A 586-nucleotide genomic window follows, 5' to 3' on the forward strand; every position below is an offset into this window, starting at 1 on the left:
TTGTCACCAGTGATGCCCACGAAGGCATCCAGCACGCGATATCTGAAGTGCTACCCGATGCATCCTGGCAGCGGTGCCGGACTCATTTCGCGAAGAACCTCTATGAAAAAGTCCCGAAGACACAGTGGCCGATGGTCTTAAGCGATGTTCCAGACAATCTTCCAACAACCCGACGCCCAATCCACCTGGCGACAAGCCCGCGAAGTCGTCGACCTGTTAGAACCAAAGTTCCCGCAGGTTGCGGCCTATCTAGAAGAGTCGCTCGATGACGTGTTGGCGTTTACCGCAGCACCGAAACCAGTCTGGAAAAGGTGTGGTCGAACAACCCCACCGAACGGTTAAACCGGGAGATCCGCCGGCGCACCGACGTTGTGGGCATCTTCCCGAACCGTGAATCCATCATCCGGCTTGTCGGCGCGGTGCTTGCCGAGCAGCACGACGATTGGATCCAACAAAAACGCTACATGTCACTATCCGCACTCGAACACACCAAACGCCTCATGCACCAAACTGGAGGTGAACATGACGACCACCACCAGCTAACCGCATAATCCAAACCCCGAACTTCATACCGAGCCGAAAGCAC

Annotated in this window: 1 pseudogene; it reads left to right on the top strand. The window is 55.8% G+C overall.

The features are described from left to right. Positions 1-551: pseudogene (locus HMPREF3120_RS01925) on the top strand (transposase); the annotation flags it as partial. Positions 552-586 lie beyond the last annotated feature (35 nt).

The sequence above is a fragment of the Corynebacterium sp. HMSC11D10 genome, assembly GCF_001806995.1.
GTDB lineage: Bacteria > Actinomycetota > Actinomycetes > Mycobacteriales > Mycobacteriaceae > Corynebacterium > Corynebacterium coyleae.